At 62.8% G+C, this 15,197-nt stretch carries 16 protein-coding genes; 10 read left to right on the top strand and 6 right to left on the bottom strand.

Annotated features, from left to right (window positions below; genetic code table 11):
• Nucleotides 1–3: 3 nt before the first annotated feature.
• From pstA to NTD82_RS25080, 5 genes are all read left to right on the top strand, one after another.
• Complete coding sequence (pstA, locus tag NTD82_RS25100) at nucleotides 4–1,674, top strand: phosphate ABC transporter permease PstA (protein WP_095158925.1); 1,671 nt, start codon at nucleotides 4–6, stop codon at nucleotides 1,672–1,674.
• A gap of 85 nt (nucleotides 1,675–1,759) precedes the next feature.
• Complete coding sequence (gene pstB, locus NTD82_RS25095; protein WP_095158926.1) at nucleotides 1,760–2,593, top strand: phosphate ABC transporter ATP-binding protein PstB; 834 nt, start codon at nucleotides 1,760–1,762, stop codon at nucleotides 2,591–2,593.
• A gap of 122 nt (nucleotides 2,594–2,715) precedes the next feature.
• A complete protein-coding gene (phoU, locus tag NTD82_RS25090) occupies nucleotides 2,716–3,471 on the top strand; it encodes a phosphate signaling complex protein PhoU (RefSeq protein WP_095158927.1) in 756 nt (251 codons plus the stop codon).
• A gap of 163 nt (nucleotides 3,472–3,634) precedes the next feature.
• Nucleotides 3,635–4,537: a response regulator gene (locus NTD82_RS25085; RefSeq protein ID WP_095158928.1), complete on the top strand. Its 903-nt coding sequence runs from the start codon at nucleotides 3,635–3,637 to the stop codon at nucleotides 4,535–4,537.
• A gap of 177 nt (nucleotides 4,538–4,714) precedes the next feature.
• Complete coding sequence (locus NTD82_RS25080; RefSeq protein ID WP_262130714.1) at nucleotides 4,715–5,611, top strand: peptidoglycan DD-metalloendopeptidase family protein; 897 nt, start codon at nucleotides 4,715–4,717, stop codon at nucleotides 5,609–5,611.
• Nucleotides 5,612–5,617: 6 nt separating this feature from the next.
• Here the strand turns inward: NTD82_RS25080 and NTD82_RS25075 are convergent, their stop codons facing one another.
• The 3 genes from NTD82_RS25075 to phoB all read right to left on the bottom strand — a co-directional run bounded on the left by NTD82_RS25075 (nucleotide 5,618) and on the right by phoB (nucleotide 9,190).
• A complete protein-coding gene (locus NTD82_RS25075) occupies nucleotides 5,618–6,958 on the bottom strand; it encodes a hemolysin family protein (RefSeq protein ID WP_095158930.1) in 1,341 nt (446 codons plus the stop codon).
• A gap of 114 nt (nucleotides 6,959–7,072) precedes the next feature.
• A complete protein-coding gene (gene phoR, locus NTD82_RS25070; protein ID WP_262130802.1) occupies nucleotides 7,073–8,347 on the bottom strand; it encodes a phosphate regulon sensor histidine kinase PhoR in 1,275 nt (424 codons plus the stop codon).
• 153 nt (nucleotides 8,348–8,500) lie between these two features.
• Entirely contained in the window at nucleotides 8,501–9,190 is a 690-nt protein-coding gene (phoB, locus tag NTD82_RS25065; RefSeq protein WP_095158932.1) for a phosphate regulon transcriptional regulator PhoB, read from the bottom strand.
• Between the two features lie 148 nt (nucleotides 9,191–9,338).
• Here phoB and NTD82_RS25060 point away from each other — a divergent pair, with 148 nt between their 5' ends.
• The gene (locus tag NTD82_RS25060; protein ID WP_095158933.1) at nucleotides 9,339–9,707 is read left to right on the top strand and encodes a hypothetical protein; all 369 of its coding nucleotides are present in this window, start codon (nucleotides 9,339–9,341) and stop codon (nucleotides 9,705–9,707) included.
• An 87-nt stretch (nucleotides 9,708–9,794) separates the two neighbouring features.
• Here NTD82_RS25060 and ubiA read toward each other — a convergent pair whose 3' ends face one another.
• Together ubiA and NTD82_RS25050 are read right to left on the bottom strand one after the other, a co-directional pair.
• A complete protein-coding gene (gene ubiA / locus NTD82_RS25055; protein WP_262130712.1) occupies nucleotides 9,795–10,685 on the bottom strand; it encodes a 4-hydroxybenzoate octaprenyltransferase in 891 nt (296 codons plus the stop codon).
• On the bottom strand, nucleotides 10,685–11,251 hold the full coding sequence (locus tag NTD82_RS25050) for a chorismate--pyruvate lyase family protein (RefSeq protein WP_262130711.1): 567 nt from the start codon (nucleotides 11,249–11,251) through the stop codon (nucleotides 10,685–10,687). Before NTD82_RS25050 ends, ubiA begins: the two co-directional genes overlap by 1 nt.
• A gap of 148 nt (nucleotides 11,252–11,399) precedes the next feature.
• Between NTD82_RS25050 and NTD82_RS25045 the strand changes: the two genes are divergently transcribed.
• From NTD82_RS25045 to NTD82_RS25030, 4 genes are all read left to right on the top strand, one after another.
• Complete coding sequence (locus NTD82_RS25045) at nucleotides 11,400–11,567, top strand: rubredoxin (RefSeq protein ID WP_095158936.1); 168 nt, start codon at nucleotides 11,400–11,402, stop codon at nucleotides 11,565–11,567.
• Nucleotides 11,568–11,601: 34 nt separating this feature from the next.
• Nucleotides 11,602–12,750 carry an NAD(P)/FAD-dependent oxidoreductase gene (locus tag NTD82_RS25040; RefSeq protein ID WP_262130710.1) on the top strand — a complete coding sequence of 383 codons (1,149 nt, stop codon included), beginning with the start codon at nucleotides 11,602–11,604 and terminating at the stop codon, nucleotides 12,748–12,750.
• A 187-nt stretch (nucleotides 12,751–12,937) separates the two neighbouring features.
• Entirely contained in the window at nucleotides 12,938–13,213 is a 276-nt protein-coding gene (locus tag NTD82_RS25035) for an HU family DNA-binding protein (protein ID WP_095158938.1), read from the top strand.
• Nucleotides 13,214–13,368: 155 nt separating this feature from the next.
• On the top strand, nucleotides 13,369–13,743 hold the full coding sequence (locus tag NTD82_RS25030; RefSeq protein WP_262130709.1) for an SCP2 sterol-binding domain-containing protein: 375 nt from the start codon (nucleotides 13,369–13,371) through the stop codon (nucleotides 13,741–13,743).
• Nucleotides 13,744–13,787: 44 nt separating this feature from the next.
• Here NTD82_RS25030 and NTD82_RS25025 read toward each other — a convergent pair whose 3' ends face one another.
• A complete protein-coding gene (locus tag NTD82_RS25025; protein ID WP_262130708.1) occupies nucleotides 13,788–15,188 on the bottom strand; it encodes an aminoacyl-tRNA deacylase and HDOD domain-containing protein in 1,401 nt (466 codons plus the stop codon).
• Nucleotides 15,189–15,197: the final 9 nt, after the last annotated feature.

Here is a 15,197-nt window from a genome sequence, read left to right as displayed (position 1 = left end):
TCCGTGAAAAAGGATTCCCTCAAAAGCTGGTTCAAGAGCGGCGCCCCCGGTGTCTGGATAAGCGGTGGCTCGGTGGCCATCGCGGTCATCATGACCATCGGTCTGCTCTCGGTCATCGCTGTACGTGGTCTGGGCCATTTCTGGCCCGCCGACCTGGTCCAGGCCAACTACACCGTGCCGGGCCAGCCCGCGCACGTGGTAGTGGGCGAAGTGGTGCAAAAGGAAGAAGTACCACGTGCCCGTCTGAAAGGTGCCGGCTTGCCGGTACCTGACGTCGGCCCGGAATTCATGACCCGCGAACTGATCAAGGTCGGTAACCGTGACCTCAACGGCAGCGACTTCACCTGGGTTGTGGGTGAATGGCTGACCGACGAACAGCGTCCCGCCGAGATGATCGCCCTGGAACGCCGCGAGTGGGGCAACTTCTACGGCTACCTGGTCAGCGTCAAGGAAAACGGCAAGGTGGTCGGCGAAGGCCAGGCTGCCTGGACCGAACTGCAGAACCGTCTGGCCCGCTCGGAGAAGCTGGCCCGCGACCTGCAAAGTCTTGAGAAGAAAGACATCGGTGCCATCAACCACGGTCTTGAGCGCCTGCGCCTTCACGGCCGCAAGCTGGAGCTGGAAGGCAAGCTGGACGCCGCCGCCCAGGCCGACATCGAGTCCGAGCGTGCCGAGCTGAACAACCGTTACAAGGCCATCGAAGAGCGTCTGGGCACCCTGCACCAGGATTTCGCTCGCGACAGCCTGGTAGCGCGTGACGGCAACGGCCGTGAAGTCGAGATCAACCTGAGCAAGGTGGTGCACGCCTACCAGCCGAACGGCATGGGCCTGTTCACCAAGCTGGGCGTGTACTTCGCCAAGGTCTGGGAATTCCTCAGCGACGACCCGCGTGAAGCCAACACTGAAGGCGGTATCTTCCCGGCCATTTTCGGTACGGTGATGATGACTCTGATCATGGCCGTGATCGTGACGCCATTCGGCGTGCTGGCAGCGGTCTACCTGCGTGAATACGCTCGTCAGGGACCCATCACCCGGCTGATCCGCATCGCGGTGAACAACCTGGCCGGTGTTCCGGCGATCGTCTACGGCGTGTTCGGCCTGGGCTTCTTCGTCTACGTGTTGGGTGGCTCGCTTGACCGGCTGTTCTTCCCCGAATCGCTGCCGGCGCCAACCCTCGGTACGCCGGGCCTGCTCTGGGCTTCGCTGACCCTGGCACTGCTGGCGGTACCGGTGGTGATCGTTGCCACCGAAGAAGGTCTGGCGCGGATCCCGCGGACCGTGCGTGAAGGCTCTCTGGCCCTCGGCGCAACCAAGGCCGAGACGCTGTGGAAGATCGTCCTGCCGATGGCCAGCCCGGCGATGATGACCGGCATGATCCTCGCGGTGGCCCGTGCCGCCGGTGAAGTGGCGCCGCTGATGCTGGTGGGTGTGGTGAAACTGGCGCCGTCGCTGCCGGTGGACGGCAACTACCCGTACCTGCACCTGGACCAGAAGATCATGCACCTGGGCTTCCACATCTATGACGTCGGCTTCCAGAGCCCGAACGTCGAGGCCGCGCGTCCGCTGGTGTACGCCACCGCGCTGCTGCTGGTGCTGGTCATTGCCACGCTGAACCTGTCGGCGGTCTGGATCCGTAACCACCTGCGCGAGAAGTACAAAGCGCTGGATCACTGATCGTCACCGTCTTTTTGCAAGTGCCGCCCGCGCCGTGTGCCGGGCGGTTCGATGAAACGAAATTGATAGCGTATGGAGTCTGACCATGCAGCATGAACCCCACACCCACGGCATCGATATGTCGGCCTTGGGTCGCGACAAACAGAGCCTGCGTCTGGCGGAAGAAACCGTGGCCATCGAAGTGCCCGGCCTGAGCCTGTTCTACGGCGAGAAACAAGCCCTGTTCGACGTCAGCATGAACATCCCCAAACAGCGCGTGACCGCCTTCATTGGCCCGTCCGGCTGCGGTAAATCCACCCTGCTGCGGACCTTCAACCGGATGAACGATCTGGTCGACGGCTGCCGCGTCGAGGGCGCGATCAACCTCTACGGTAACAACATCTACCGCAAGGGCGAAGACGTCGCCGAGCTGCGCCGTCGCGTCGGCATGGTGTTCCAGAAGCCGAACCCGTTCCCCAAGACCATCTATGAAAACGTGGTCTACGGCTTGCGCATCCAGGGCATCAACAAGAAGCGCGTGCTCGACGAAGCCGTCGAATGGGCACTCAAAGGCGCGGCGCTGTGGGAAGAAGTGAAAGACCGCCTGCACGACTCGGCCCTCGGCCTGTCCGGTGGTCAGCAGCAGCGTCTGGTGATCGCCCGTACCATCGCCGTGGAACCGGAAGTCCTGCTGCTCGACGAGCCTTGCTCGGCACTGGACCCGATCTCCACCCTGAAGGTCGAAGAGCTGATCTATGAGCTGAAGTCCAAGTACACCATCGTCATCGTGACCCACAACATGCAGCAGGCGGCCCGGGTTTCGGACTACACCGCGTTCATGTACATGGGCAAACTGGTCGAATTCGGTGATACCGATACCCTGTTCACCAACCCGGCGAAGAAGCAGACCGAAGACTACATCACCGGTCGCTACGGCTAGTCGCGCGGGGCGCGACAGCTTCACGCTGCGAGCCACGAGCGGCAACAAGGTGAACTCAGGGATTACACGAACGACTTGAAGCTTGCGGCTTGAAGCTGGCAGCTTATTCGCGGAGCGAAAGCATGATCGACAAAGACAGCCTCACCCATCACATCTCCCAGCAGTTCAACGCCGAGCTCGAAGAGGTGCGCAGCCACCTTCTGGCCATGGGCGGCCTGGTCGAGAAGCAGGTCAACGACGCGGTCACCGCGCTGATCGAGGCCGACTCCGGCCTGGCCCAGCAGGTGCGCGAGGTTGACGAGCAAATCAACCAGATGGAACGCAACATCGACGAGGAATGCGTGCGCATTCTTGCCCGTCGCCAGCCGGCCGCGTCGGACCTGCGCCTGATCATCAGCATTTCCAAGTCGGTGATCGACCTGGAGCGCATCGGTGACGAGTCGACCAAGATCGCTCGCCGCGCCATCCAGCTCTGTGAGGAAGGCGAATCGCCGCGCGGTTACGTCGAGGTTCGCCATATCGGCGACCAGGTGCGCAACATGGTCCGCGATGCACTGGACGCCTTCGCCCGTTTCGACGCCGAACTGGCGCTGTCGGTTGCTCAATACGACAAGACCATCGACCGCGAATACAAGACCGCGCTGCGCGAACTGGTCACCTACATGATGGAAGACCCGCGTTCCATCTCGCGGGTGCTGAGCGTGATCTGGGCCCTGCGTTCGCTGGAGCGTATCGGCGACCACGCGCGCAACATCTCTGAGCTGGTGATTTACCTGGTGCGCGGTACCGACGTCCGTCACCTGGGCCTGGCGCGCATGAGGGAAGAAGTTCAGGGCACTGAAAAAGCTAATGTTTCGGGCGAATCTGACGATAAATAAGACTGCCCCGAGAACTAACGCCTGGCTCCGGCCGGGCGTTTTCGTTTGCGGCAGCGCAATAGAAGGCACCCGCGAACGAATGCGTTATGTCCCGGCGTGACCGAAGTTTTGGCCAATGGCCATCAGTCAACGTTATGCTAGTCGGGATCAGGAAGGAGTGGCGATGAGTAAAGTCAGTGTTTTGGTGGTGGATGACGCGCCGTTTATCCGCGATCTGGTGAAGAAATGCCTGCGCAACTATTTTCCGGGCATGGTCATTGAAGATGCGGTCAACGGGCGCAAAGCCCAGACCCTGATGGCCCGGGAGGTGTTCGACCTGATTCTGTGCGACTGGGAAATGCCGGAGATGTCCGGCCTCGAACTCCTGACCTGGTGCCGCCAGCAGGACTCGATGAAGACCCTGCCGTTCATCATGGTGACCAGCCGCGGCGACAAGGAAAACGTGGTTCAGGCCATCCAGGCCGGCGTTTCCGACTATGTCGGCAAGCCGTTCACCAACGAGCAGTTGCTGACCAAAGTAAAAAAGGCCCTGGCCAGGGTTGGCAAGCTCGAGGCGAGCATGGCCGGCGGTAATGCACGCTCCTCCAGCGGTTTTGCCAATGACTCGCTGTCGGCCCTGACCAGCGGCAAGCCTGAGCAGGCCAAGGCCAGTGCACCGGTCGCGGCGCCAGCCGCCCAGCCACAGGTCAGCGCTCCCGCGCCTGAGCCGGCCAAGCCTGCCGTGCCGGCCGGACGTGGCCAAGGCCAGCTGCGCCTGTCCAGCGGCAATCAGCCCTGCATCATCAAGGCACTGACCCTCAAGGAAGCTTCTCTGGTGGTACGCCGCAGCGATGCCCTGCCGCAGGTGCTGGAAGGCGCCGTGCTGGATCTGGAGCAAGGCGAGACCTCGGAGATCGCCCGGCTCAACGGTTACCTGCATTCGGTCGCGGCACTTGAGCCCAAGCCCGACAGCGACTGGCTGCAACTGATCTTCCGTTTCGTCGACCAGGATGCGCAGAAGCTCGACTACCTGTCTCGCCTGATCGCCCGCGGTACGGCCCAGAAGCAATACATTCCGAGCGCCTGATCACCGGTCACCCCGACCTGCGTCGAGCGAAGCTGCCCAGTGGCTCGCCGACGCGCCGTCTGGCGGCAAATTGCCACCGCTGATCGGCTTGAACCTTCCTGAAACAGTCCCCGCCTTCTGCGACAAAAACCGGCTGCTAGGCTTCGACAAAGCACAACTGTCAGAAGGCCATTAGTCATGCCATCCCGCCTGCTGCTGTTCTGCGCCTTGCTGCTATCTGCCGGGCCGGCTCTGGCCATGACCATCTATAAAAGCACCGACCCTTACGGTGTTGTTTCCTACTCTGATCGGCCCCAGCCTGGTGCGCGGCCTTTCATCTTTCGGGACCAGATGGTCGAGCAACTGGACAGTCAGGTGCACCTTCAAGCCACGCCGCATGCCGGCGGTGTGCATTTCTCCGTGTACAACGAGTTGTTCGCGCCCGTCGAAGTCGAGTTGCGCCTGGAGCGCCTGGGCAATGCGAGGGACGTCGGGCCGCGGGTAGTATGGCGGGTGGTGCCGCCACGGGCCACGGTAGCGCTTACCAGCATCAGCGCCTTGCAACCGGGCAAACCGGTGACTTACCGCGAGAAATTTCGTACGGCCCTCGGCGACCCCGTGCAGCGGCCGCAGGCCTATCGCTACCCCTTGCCCTGGCGTGGCGGGCCGTTTCGCCTGACCCAGGGCCCTAACGGCCGCTTCAGCCATTTCGGGCCCAAAGGCCGCTACGCCATGGACATCGCCATGCCCGAGGGCACGCCGATCATCGCCGCGCGTCCTGGCGTGGTGGTCAAGGTGGAGAACCGGCAAAGCGGGCGCGGGACGCAGCCGTCCGGCAATTTCGTGAGGGTCCTGCACGGCGACGGCACCATGGGCGTGTACCTGCACTTGATGCGCGGTTCGGTGGTGGTCAGGGAAGGGCAGCAGGTGGCGTATGGCACGCCGCTGGCGCGGTCGGGGAATACCGGCAGGAGCACCGCGCCGCACCTGCATTTTGTGGTGCAGCGCAATGTCGGGCTGGCGGTGGAGTCGATTCCCTACCAGTTCAACCAGCCCGTGGGTGGGTTGCCGAACTTCACCGCCGGCAACCCGTGACGGTGCTCAATCGAGCTTGAGCACCTTGGCCAGGACGATCTTCGGCCCTTTCATCTTCTTGATGATGATGCGCAGGCCTTCGACTTCCAGCACTTCTTCCTCTTCGGGGACGCGCTTGAGGGTCTCGTAGACCAGGCCAGCGAGGGTTTCCGCCTCGATGTGGTCGAGGTCCAGGCCCAGCAGGCGCTCGACCTTGAACAGCGGCGTGTCACCCCGCACCAGCAGCTTGCCCGGCTGGTAGGCGAGGATGCCGCGTTCGGCCTTGCGGTGTTCGTCCTGGATATCGCCGACCAGCACTTCCAGCACGTCTTCCATGGTCAGGTAGCCGATGACTTTGCCGTCGGCCTCCTCGACCAGCGCGAAGTGCGCGCCGCCTTTGCGGAACTGCTCCAGCAACTGCGACAGCGGCATGTGCCGGGAGACGCGCTCCAGCGGGCGGGTCAGCTCGGCCAGGTCGAAGGATTCTGGAACGTGGTCCAGCGCCGCCAGTTCCAGCAGCAGGTCCTTGATGTGCAGCAGGCCGACGAACTCGCCGCGCTCGGCGTCGTACACCGGGTAACGGCTGAACTTGTGCCGGCGGAACATCGCCAGGATCTCTTTCAGCGGCGCATTGACGTCGAGGCTGATCATGTCTTCCCGGGAGTTGGCCCAGTCGACCACTTCCAGCTCGCCCATTTCCACCGCCGAGGCCAGCACGCGCATGCCTTGGTCGCTGGGGTCCTGGCCACGGCTCGAGTGCAGGATCAGTTTCAGTTCGTCACGGCTGTAGTGGTGCTCGTGGTGCGGGCCGGGCTCGCCTTGGCCGGCGATACGCAGGATGGCGTTGGCGCTGGCGTTGAGCAGGTAGATGGCCGGGTACATGGCCCAGTAGAACAGGTACAGCGGCACGGCGGTCCACAGCGACAGCAGCTCTGGCTTGCGGATCGCCCAGGACTTGGGCGCCAGCTCACCGACCACGATGTGCAGGTAGGAAATCACGAAGAAGGCGCTGAAGAACGAAACGCCCTTGATGATCTCCGGCGACTGCACGCCGATGGCGGCCAGCAGCGGTTCGAGCAGGTGGGCGAACGCCGGTTCGCCGACCCAGCCAAGGCCCAGCGATGCCAGGGTGATACCCAGTTGGCAGGCGGACAGGTAGGCGTCCAGTTGGCTGTGTACGGTGCGCAGGATATGTCCGCGCCAGCCATTCTGTTCGGCGATTGCCTCGACCCGGGTCGAGCGCAGTTTGACCATGGCGAACTCGGCGGCTACGAAAAAGCCGTTGAGCAGAACCAGCAAGAGAGCGAAAAGAATCATGCCGAAATCGGCGAAGAGTGAGGCGAGGCTGATACTAGGGGAAGGGTCCATGATGGAGTTTTACGGGGTCCGTCTTCTTGAAATAGGGAGAAAAAAGATGCCAGCTCATGCTGGCACCCGTCCGCCAATGTAGCGGCTGAAAACCCAAATGCAAAGTGCGCTGGATCACTGAACCTTGCGGCCGGCGATCTGAACGCCGGCGAAGTGGCAGGTAAAGGTGCTGCCGTGGCCGGGAACGCTGCTGATTTCCAGGCGGCCACGATGGCGCAGCAACACGTGTTTGACGATCGCCAGGCCCAGGCCGGTGCCGCCGGTATTGGACGCTCGGCTGGAGTCGACCCGGTAGAAACGCTCGGTGAGGCGCGGCAGGTGCTTGGCGTCGATACCGATGCCCGAGTCTTGCACGCTCAGGTGCGCGCCGTGTTCGTCGCCCCACCAGCGGATGCGGATATTGCCCTCGTCCGGGGTGTACTTCACGGCGTTGAACACCAGGTTGGAGAAGGCGCTGCGCAGTTCCGCCTCGCTGCCTTTCAGGCGCAGGCCGGGCTCGGCTTCCAGGGTGATGCGCTGGTTGCGCTGGCCAGACAGTGCCTGGGCGTCGCCCTTGATGGAGTGCAGCAGGGTGTCGACTGCGACCGGAAGGTTGTCCGACGGGTAATCGGTGGCTTCCAGCTTGGCCAGCAGCAGCAGGTCGTTGAGCAGCGTTTGCATGCGGCCGCCCTGTTGCTGCATTTGCTGCAGCGCCCGCGTCCAGCGTGGATTCACGTCTTCCACGTTGTCCAGCAGGGTTTCCAGGTAGCCGGCAATCACGGTCAGCGGTGTGCGCAATTCGTGGGATACGTTGGCGACGAAATCCTTGCGCATCTGTTCGAGCTGGTGGATACGGGTGACGTCGCGCACCAGCATCAGGTGCTCGTTGTTGCCGTAGCGGGTGATGTGCAACTGAATGCGCAGGCGGTCGCTGATCGGCGACGGGATTTCCAGCGGCTCCAGGTAGTTTTCCTGTTCGAAATACTCCTTGAAGCGTGGATGGCGGACCAGATTGGTCACCGGCTGGCCGCTGTCCTGCGGGGTTTTGAGGCCCAGTAGGGTTTCCGCGGCGCGGTTCCACCACTCCAGGTTGCCTTCGCTGTCGAGCATGATCACCGCATCTCTCAGCGCGGCGGTGGATTCCTGGACGCGGTCGATCACCGCTTGCAGGCGCCCGCGGACCCGCTGGTCACGGCGCTGCAGGTGATAGATGCTGTCGAAGATCTCGCCCCACAGGCCGTAGCCGTCCGGTGGTGCTTCATCGGATCTGTGCTCTTGCAGCCACTGGTGCAGCCGCAGCATCTGTTTCAGGGTCCAGCCCAGGTAGACAGCCAGGCCGAGCGCGAGGCTCCAGCCATAGTGGCCGCTGATCAGCCCGACAAGCAGGCAGACGGTAATCAGCAGCAGCATGTGGCGAATGAGGGTGCCGTGCCAGTTCTGGTTCACTTCGGGATCCTTGGGGATCAGCCTCACGTTGCAGCTACACGCTGCAAGGTTGAAGCGGATCGCGTTTTGCTTTTTGCTCTTCTTGAGACTGGATCAAGCGCAAGCTTGAAACGGCTTTCAACCCTTGGTTGAAAACCTGTAACCCGTGCCGCGAACGGTTTGTACCAGATTTTCATAGGCTTCACCCAGTGCCTTGCGCAGGCGCCGGATATGCACGTCGACGGTACGTTCCTCGACATAGACGTTGCCGCCCCAGACCTGGTCGAGGAGTTGCCCGCGGGTGTAGGCACGCTCCTGGTGGGTCATGAAGAATTGCAGCAGGCGGTATTCGGTGGGGCCCATCTCGGCGGGCTTGCCGTCGATGGTCACGCGGTGGCTGATGGGGTCGAGCAGCAGGCCGCCGACTTCGATCGGCGCTTCGCCATCGCTCGGGCCGGCACGGCGCAGGACGGCCTTGAGGCGGGCGACCAGCTCGCGCGGCGAGAACGGCTTGGTGATGTAGTCGTCGGCGCCGACTTCCAGGCCCTGGATCTTGTTGTCTTCCTCACCCTTGGCGGTGAGCATGATGATCGGTACGTCGCTGGTCAGCTCGTCGCGCTTGAGGCGGCGGGCCAGCTCGATGCCCGAGGTGCCCGGCAGCATCCAGTCGAGCAGGATCAGGTCCGGCTTGCGGTCCACGATGATGGCATGGGCCTGTTGCGAATTTTCGGCCTCGAGGCAGTCATAGCCAGCCATTTCCAATGCAACGGCGATCATTTCGCGAATTGGCGCTTCGTCGTCAACGATCAGAATGTTCCTGCCAACCATGCTCAAACCTCTCCCAGCTTCTGGTGTCTTGGCCCGCATTAGATAACGGAATTATTGCAGTCGTGTGACAGGTCGGGGGCCGTTGCAGCAACATTTCGTTACTGAGCTAGGCTGTAAATCCCACTCCCGAGATTTAACGGTGAATCCAATGACACGACATACGCTGAACTGGATGACGCTCTGCGCAGCTCTCGCCTTACCGGGGATGGCCCTGGCCGACCATGCCATGGAGAAGGACGGCATGCTGGTGGATCACAACGGCATGACGCTCTACACCTTCGACAAGGATGCTGGCGGCAAGTCCATGTGCAACGACGAATGCGCGAAGAACTGGCCACCCCTGGCGGCCAAGGCCGGTGAGAAGGCCGAAGGCAAATGGACGCAGATCAAGCGTGCCGACGGCAGCATGCAGTGGGCCTACGACGGCAAACCACTGTACACCTTCGTCAAGGACAAGAAGGGCGGAGACATGACCGGTGATGGCATGAAGGACGTCTGGCACGTCGCCAAGCCCTGAACCGTAGCTCCCACAGAGGCTTGAATCAGCCACTGTGGGAGCCGGCTTGCCGGCGATTGCGATCGACCCGGTAGCACTGCGTTCGAGTCAGCGTGTCGCGTAGTCGATCACGATGCTGACGAAGATGATCAAACCCGCCCAATGGTTGTGCAGGAACGCCTTGAAGCAGGCGTCCCGCGCCAGGCTGCGGGTTGACCAGAACTCCCAGGCGAAGCACACCGCCGCGCCCAGCAAGCCGAGATGGAACCAGCCGCCCAGGTCGAATTGGTTGCCGGCCAGCAGCAGGCACAGCAGCGACCCGACCTGCAGCGACAGAATGATGATGCGGTCGGCTTCGCCGAACAGGATCGCGGTGGATTTCACCCCGATCCTCAGGTCGTCGTCGCGATCGACCATCGCGTAGTAGGTGTCATACCCCACCGTCCACAGCAGGTTGGCGATGTACAGCAGCCAGGCGATCGCCGGCAGCTCGCCGTTCGCTGCGGTGAAGGCCATCGGAATACCCCACGAATACGCCGCGCCCAGGACTACCTGCGGGTAGTAGGTGTAGCGCTTCATGAACGGGTAGCAGGCCGCCAGCGCCACCGCGCCGAACGACAGGTACACCGTGGTGGCGTTGGTGCACAGCACCAGCAGGAAACTCAGGCCCACCAGCAGCGCGAACAACGCCAGGGCTTCCCGGCTGCTGATCTTGCCGCTGGCCAGTGGCCGCTCGGCGGTGCGTTTGACGTGTCCGTCCACCTTGCGGTCGGCGAAGTCGTTGATGGCGCAGCCCGCTGCGCGCATCAGCACCACGCCGAACAGGAAGATCAGCACATTGGCCAGGGTCGGCGAGCCTTTGCCGGCAATCCAGACCGCCGACAAGGTCGGCCAGAGCAGCAGGTAGATGCCGATCGGCTTGTCCATACGGCTCAGTTGGATGAAATCCCACGCACGGGGATGCAGGCGATTGAGCGACTTGAGCAGGCTCAGGTACATCAGCGGACCTCCTGGAAAGCTTCAGTGGCGTGCCACAGCGCGGGAAGAAAAACCTCCGCCACCAGCAGGCCCAGCGCGCCACGGTCGAAACGCGAACGGCGGCCACACAGACCTTCGCTGTTCTGCTCGGGCGGCAGCCAATCCGGCGGGTAGTGGCAGACTTCGATCGCCTGACGGGCGAAGCCGCGATCACAGAACAGCAACTCGCCCAGTGACCGGCTGCCCAGCGCTTCCAGATCAAGGCCATCGTTGAGCAAGGCCTCGCGGCCGGCAACGCTGCGGGCGAACACCCAGGGTTCGCCATGGCCGCGCAGGTAAACCTCGCGCACCCAGCCTTCGCTGCCCGGCGCCAGGCCAAGGGCCTGGCATTCGTCGGTGCGCAGGGTCTGCCAGCCTTCATAAAGGGGCGTCACGGAGAAATGGTCAGCAGAGAGGCGGGTCAAACGGCGGGTCAGGGAGCCCTGGTCGAACAGCCAGTCCAGGAGCAGCGCAGGCGTTTTCGCGGCGAGCTGCGGTGTGTGCTGCGTCCATTGCGCAGCCGGAAATTGCGAGGATTCGTATGGCACGGTAGATCAGCGGTTACAGGCCAGAGAGGCGGCGAGCTTAGCATGTTTGCCCCTGGCAACTTGCATCGCCTGGCCAGCCTCAGTACAAAGCCCTGCTGACGATCGACGCATAACGATCGCGCCTGGCCTGAATGTAAGGAGATCAACGATGAAGAAGTGGCAATGTGTGGTGTGCGGCCTGATTTACGACGAGGCCGAGGGCTGGCCGGATGACGGCATCGCGCCCGGCACCCGTTGGGAAGACGTTCCGGCAGACTGGCTGTGCCCGGACTGCGGCGTCGGCAAGATGGATTTCGAGATGATCGCCATCGGCTGATCTTTTTTCACCCTTTTTGAAGGACACGCAAGGCATGACCGATCCCGTCGTGATAATCGGCACCGGACTGGCGGGTTACAACCTCGCCCGCGAATTTCGCAAGCTCGACGGCGAGACGCCGTTATTGCTGATTACCGCGGACGATGGCCGCTCCTATTCGAAGCCGATGCTCTCGACCGGTTTTGCCAAGAACAAGGACGCCGACGGCCTGTGCATGGCCGAGCCGGGCGCCATGGCTGAGCAGTTGAAGGCCGAGATCCGCACCCACACCCGCATCAGCGGCATCGATCCCGGTCACAAGCGCCTGTGGATCGGCGAAGAGCAGGTGCGCTACCGCGACCTGGTGCTGGCCTGGGGCGCAGAAACCGTGCGTGTACCGCTTGAGGGCGATGCTGCCGATCTGGTGTTCCCGATCAATGACCTGGAGGACTACGCGCGTTTCCGCGCGGCGGCGGCGGGCAAGCGTCGGGTGTTGATCCTCGGGGCTGGCCTGATCGGCTGCGAGTTCGCCAATGACATGAGCCTGGGCGGCTTCGAGGTTGAGCTGGTGGCGCCGTGCGAGCAGGTCATGCCGACCCTGTTGCATCCGGCCACCGCGGCAGCGGTCCAGGCCGGGCTTGAAGGGCTGGGCGTGCGCTTCCACCTCGGGCCGGTGCTGAACCGCTTGCAGCGGGTGACGGACGGGCTTGAGGCGCATCTGTCGGACGGCTCCGTGATCGCCTGCGATCTGGTGGTTTCTGCGGTCGGCCTGAAACCCCGCACCGACCTGGCCTCGGCAGCCGGTTTGAGGACCAATCGCGGGGTGGTCGTTGACCGCCACCTGCGCACGTCCCATGCCAATATCTACGCATTGGGCGATTGCGCCGAAGTGGACGGGATCAACCTGCTCTACGTGATGCCGTTGATGGGCGGGGCGCGGGCGTTGTCGCAGACGCTGGCCGGCAACCCGACTGCGGTCAGCTATGGACCGATGCCGATCACGGTGAAAACCCCGGCCTGCCCGCTGGTGGTGTCGCCGCCGCCGCTAGGGCAAGAGGGGCAGTGGACAGTCGAAGGGCAGGGCGCCGACCTGAAAGTGCTCTGCCACGATGCTGCGGGCCAACTGCTCGGCTATGCCCTTACGGGTACTGCGGTGATGGAGAAGCTGGCACTGAATCGCCAGCTTCCGCCCCTGATGGCGTAAATAACAGGCGTTCTGTCGGATTTACCCCTCCATTGCCGCCACAATGGCCGCGCAGAGACTGGCGCGGCCCTTGGTGGCGTGCCATCCTCACTCCCGTCTGCCGCAGTTTAGAGCCTGCGGTGCCTTGGGCGCTGCCTGTTGGGCGGCACGGCATAACAACAAAAAATTCCGTCAAAGGGGCTTCACCATGCGTAAACCCGAACTCGCCGCAGCCATCGCTGAAAAGGCCGATCTCACCAAAGAGCAGGCCAACCGTGTCCTGAATGCCGTGCTCGAAGAAATCACCAACGCCCTGCACGGAGGGGACGGAGTGACCCTGGTAGGCTTTGGTACGTTCGAGAAGCGTCACCGCGGTGCCCGCACCGGCAAAAACCCGCAAACCGGCGAGCCGGTGAAAATCAAGGCCAGCAATACCGTGGCGTTCAAGCCAGGCAAGTTCCTCAAGGACAGCGTCAATCCTTGAGAGCGTGATTCATCGAATGCAGTGAGAACGGGCATCCCAAGGGATGCCCGTTTTGCTTGGGGTGATCGCTGCAGCAAAAGCAGGTCGACCAGTAGCATTCGTTCACTAAAAGGATAAACTGCGCGCGCCAGTCACTTTTTCGCCGAGGCGCATTCATGAAGTTCCGCTTTCTCCTTTGGGCCATGGGGCTGCTGATGTCCCGGGCCAGCCGCAAGAATCCGGCTTTCCAGCAGCAATTGCAGGGCAAGGATCTGGTGTTCCAGCTACAGACTCTGGACGGCAAGGTCGCCCGCCACTTCGTCGTCAAAGACAATCGCATCAGCAGCGGTGGCGGCACCCATCCGACCCCGGCCTTCGCCATCGCCTTCAAGGACGCCGTGTTCGGCTTCGAGACCCTTCAGGCGAAGAACAAGCAACTGGCGTTCATGCAGGGGATCCAGGACAAGACCATTCAGATCAAGGGCAACCCGGCCCTGGTGATGTGGTTCCAGGGCCTGATGAAGTACCTGAAGCCCAAAAAGAAAGCCTGACCCCAAGGGGCCAGGCTTTTTCGTGACAGCCGCTACAGCCGGACTCAGTGCTGGCTGAACTGCGAGGCCAGTTCGCGCAGCATGGTTTCGGCTTCCAGCACCTTGTGGACCACGTCTTCAGCCTTCTCGCGAGTGATGCTCAGGCGTTCCAGCAGCTCGTCCGGAATAGGCTCGTCTGGCCCGGAGCCGATACCGCGAGCGCGCAGCAGGCGCACCGACAGGCACACCAGATTGGGGAAGGCCGAGTAGTCGCCGGCGTAATGCGGGTCGTGCTGGAAGCGCAGGGCGGTGGCAAGCTCTTCCGGCATGTCCCAGAAACGCATCAGCCAGGCGCCGATCTGCTCGCGGCTGATGCCCAGCAGATGTTGCTCCACATAGCTGTGGCACAGGTGCGGGTTGACCTCCAGGTGTCGGCAGATCAGCGAGAAATGCGGCGGGAACACGTGGGCCAGCAGCAGGTAGCCGAAGTTGTGCAGCAGCCCCGCCAGATAGGTCAGCCCCGCTTCCGGGCGTTCAGCCCGCGGCATTGCGCGCGTCAGACCCTCGATCACCGCAGCGGTGTAGATCGATTGCTGCCAGTACGGCGTGGTCTGTTGCGGATGATCCTTCGGCAGGCTGAGGGTCTTGCCCAGCGCCAGGCCCAGCGCCAGGTTGATCACCAGATCGAAGCCGAGCACGCGGACGATGGCGTCTTCCACCGAGCGGATCTTGCCGGGTGAGGCGTAGTAGGGCGAGGCCGCCCAACTGACCACCTGGGCCGCCAGCGCCGGGTCGGTTTCGACCACACCGGTGATGTCATCAATGGTGGCGTTGGGGTCTACCCGCAGCTTGATGATTTTCTGCGCGGTTTCGGCCAGCGGCGGGATTTCGATGGTCGCTTCCAGGCGCTGCTGGATTCGACGCGCGGTAAAAACCTGAACGGCCTGGGTGATTTCCTCGCTGTCGTCAGCGGGCCGGTCGAGGTTCGGACGGATCTGGCTCAGCAGTTCGCCGAACTTGCCGGCGCTGGCCTTGCTGAGCATCTTCTTGAAGTCGTCGCGCTCGATTTCCAGCAGCAACCCGGCTTCACCCGACTGCACCAGCAAGCGCTCCTGCTGCAGCACACTCTCTTCGTACAAGCAGGGCGAACTGGTCAGCGCGGGTATGGCCGGCAGGATCTTCAGCCCGTGCTTGTCGAGCATCTGTTGCAGACGCTCCAGCGGCACCGCGGCCAGCTTGCGCCCGGTCAGTTCGGTGAGACGGCTGAGGTCGAGCAACTGGCTCTGCGGGAACAGCACCATCAGCGCGCCGACCGAGTCGTCCAGCAGGACGGCCATAACACGGGCTTCGGGCGGCAACTGCGGTTGTTCGGGCACTTCGCGATAGGCGACGCCGAGCTTGTCGAGCAGCAGCCGGATAACAGACGGAACCTGTGGGGTTGCTGTATCGAGGGCAACTTCAATCATGGTCTGTAT

This window comes from Pseudomonas sp. 5P_5.1_Bac1, from assembly GCF_025466015.1.
Classification (GTDB): Bacteria; Pseudomonadota; Gammaproteobacteria; order Pseudomonadales; family Pseudomonadaceae; genus Aquipseudomonas.
The sequence above is the reverse complement of the archived record's forward strand: the minus strand, read 5'-3'. Positions and strand labels throughout refer to the sequence as shown.